The sequence below is a fragment of the Actinomadura napierensis genome (assembly GCF_039529375.1).
GTDB classification, from domain to species: Bacteria; Actinomycetota; Actinomycetes; order Streptosporangiales; family Streptosporangiaceae; genus Spirillospora; species Spirillospora napierensis.
Map to the genome: position 1 here is coordinate 1 of NZ_BAAAMR010000456.1, position 502 is coordinate 502.

Below are 502 nucleotides of genomic sequence, written 5' to 3' on the forward strand. Positions count from 1 at the left end.
TCAAAACAAACTTTAAAAAATTCTAAAAAAGATCAAGCAGAAAATGTGATGATCGTTGATCTATTACGTAATGATTTGAGCATTTATGCCAATACAGGTTCGGTAAAAACAACAAAACTATTCGAAATTGAGAGCTTCAATCAAGTTCATCATATGGTGAGTGAGATTACGGCTACACTTAAAAATGATATTAATCCTATGCAGATGTTGCTCACTGCTTTACCAGGAGGCTCAATTACAGGAGCTCCTAAAATTCGGGCAATGCAAATTATTGAAGAGCTAGAAGGCGCACCTCGGGGAGCATATTGCGGCACTTTAGGATATTTTAATTTCGATGGTACTGGACGCTGGAATATTTTAATTCGTAGTTTTCAACAATATCAAAACCAGCTCTCTATTTGGGCAGGCGGCGGTATTACTATTGCTTCAGAGGCTGAGGCTGAATATCAGGAAAGTCTTGATAAAATCTCTGCTATGCTGAACTTGATGAACAGCACAGCAG

At 38.0% G+C, this 502-nt stretch carries 1 protein-coding gene; it reads left to right on the forward strand.

Annotated elements, in window-relative coordinates; genetic code table 11:
- On the forward strand, positions 1 to 502 hold a 502-nt coding region (locus ABD296_RS50455; RefSeq protein WP_344285910.1), incomplete at both ends, for a chorismate-binding protein.